Raw genomic sequence first — 1,900 nt, 5'->3', positions numbered from 1 at the left:
CCGGTCGCGGGGAGCTGCCGATGGACGAGCACGCGGACACGGTCCGCAACCTCACGGTGTCGGGCCCGCTGGCCCACACGGTCGAGGACGCCGCCCTGCTCTACGACGTGATGCTCACCCCCGAGGGCCTGCCCGGCCGGGTGCTGTCGGACCTGCGCCGCACCGTGGAGACCGCCCGGGCCGGGGACGCCGTCGACGTCCGCCGGATCGGCGTCACCACGGCCTCGCCGTTCGCCCCCGACCTGGAGATCTCCCTGGCCCGGCCCGCCGTCACCGCCCTGACGAAGGCCGCCGCCGCCCTGGACGCGGGCGGCCACGCGGTCGAGGACCTCTCCCCCTACTACGGCGAGGACTACCACCGGGACTTCCGCACGGTGTGGACCGCAGGACTGCTCCGGGCGCCGCTGCCGGAGGACGCCGAGGCCCACGTGGGCGCGGTGGCCGCGCACTTCCTGCGCACGGCCCGGGCCGCAGGGCGCGCCGAGCTCGACGACGCCGCCCACCGGCTCGAGGAGTGGGCGCGCGGGGTGCGGGCGCAGTTCGCCGCCGTCGACGTGGTGATGACCCCGGTGCTGGCCACCGCGCCCCCGCCGGTCGGCCACTTCCTGGCGATGGAGCCCGAGGCCAACTACGAGGCGCAGTGCGCGTTCACGCCCTACACCTCGATGGTCAACGTGCTCGGCCTGCCCGCGGTCGCGGTGCCCGTGCTCCGGGACGAGCGGGGCCTGAACTGGTCCGTCCAGCTCATCGGTCGGCCCGGCACGTCCGCGCCCCTGCTCGCCCTGGCCGCACATCTCGAGCTGCTGCTGGCCGGCTGAGCCGGCCGGTCAGGTCGAGGTGTAGTCGCCCAGGGAGATCCCGGCGATCACCAGGATCACGAGGAACACGACGGCGAGCAGCAGCAGGGCGAGGGACACGTAGTTCATCACGAGGCCGGCGATCGCCATGCCGCGGCCGTGGGGCTCGCGCTTGAGGCCGATGTGGCCGAGGACCACGCCCACGATCGGCGGGAGGAGGAACGTGAACCCGCCCACCACGGAGATGATGCCGAGGATCATGGACGCCACCGAGCGGCCGACGCCGTCGGTCTGGCCGGGCTGCAGCGGGGCTCCGAAGCCGTGGCCGGGCGTGCCCTGCCCGTAGCCGTAGGCGGGGACGGTGTTCGCGTCCTGGCCGTAGCCGTACGGCTGCCCGTAGGCGGGGCGGGTCTGCCCCTCCTGCTCGGCGTACGAGGGGGCCCGGTCCCAGGCGGCGCGGTCGGCGTCGCCGGCCGGGGCGTCGGGCCAGCCGGCGGCGGAGGAGCCGGTGCCGGAGGAGCCCGCACCGGCCTCGGACCCGTACCAGCTCGGCCGGGCGGCCTCACGGCGCGGGTCGTGGGAGGCGTGGGGGTCGGTCATGACGGTCCTTCCGGTTCGGGGCGTCGCGGTCCGGTGCCGAGTCTAGGCGGTGCCCCCGGACCCGGCCCGGCCCCGCACCCCTGCTCCACGGCCGGCCTCACCCGGGCCGGCCCACCGCCTTGAGGTACCCGGAGAACCCGCCGGGGGTCCGCCCCTCCAGGCGGGACGAGGTGAGCACGCGGGTGGTGTCGGTGGCGATCACGCGCACCCGGCGGCCCTCACCACCGTCGCGCTCCCCCGCCAGGGCCCGCACGGCCTCGGCCAGGCCGACGTCCTCGTGCTCGGCCACCGGCGGGAATCCGCCCACGGCCTCGTAGAGCGACCACGGCAGCCCCAAGTTCGCCCCGTGCACGTGCGCGTGCCCCTCCTCGTGCCGGTAGCCGCGGAGCCAGGCCTGCCGCAGCGGTCCCTGGCGCACGTCCACCGTGCCCAGCACGAGCGCCTCGTCGCGGCCGGCGGCCACGGTCTGCGCCAGCAGCCAGTCGGCGGGAACGCGGCTGTCC

The 1,900-nt window shown here is 76.3% G+C and carries 2 protein-coding genes and 1 pseudogene; 1 reads left to right on the top strand and 2 read right to left on the bottom strand.

The annotated features are described in order from the left end of the window. The coding region (locus tag D8M29_RS11515) for an amidase family protein (RefSeq protein ID WP_255420505.1) at window positions 1–818 on the top strand (818 nt) is incomplete at its 5' end. A gap of 9 nt (window positions 819–827) precedes the next feature. On the opposite strand, the gene D8M29_RS11510 is transcribed toward D8M29_RS11515, so the two are convergent. After that, window positions 828–1,397: a DUF4190 domain-containing protein gene (locus D8M29_RS11510; protein ID WP_010079686.1), complete on the bottom strand. Its 570-nt coding sequence runs from the start codon at window positions 1,395–1,397 to the stop codon at window positions 828–830. A gap of 97 nt (window positions 1,398–1,494) precedes the next feature. Beyond that, window positions 1,495–1,900: pseudogene (locus D8M29_RS11505) on the bottom strand (hypothetical protein); the annotation flags it as partial.

Source organism: Micrococcus sp. HSID17227 (assembly GCF_003989405.1).
GTDB lineage: Bacteria > Actinomycetota > Actinomycetes > Actinomycetales > Micrococcaceae > Micrococcus > Micrococcus luteus.
The sequence above is the reverse complement of the archived record's forward strand: the minus strand, read 5'-3'. Positions and strand labels throughout refer to the sequence as shown.

What these genes read in the sequence shown, in the direction of transcription:
- D8M29_RS11510 (WP_010079686.1), bottom strand. Translation starts at nt 1,397, where the DNA reads ATGACCGACCCCCACGCCTCCCACGACCCGCGCCGTGAGGCCGCCCGG.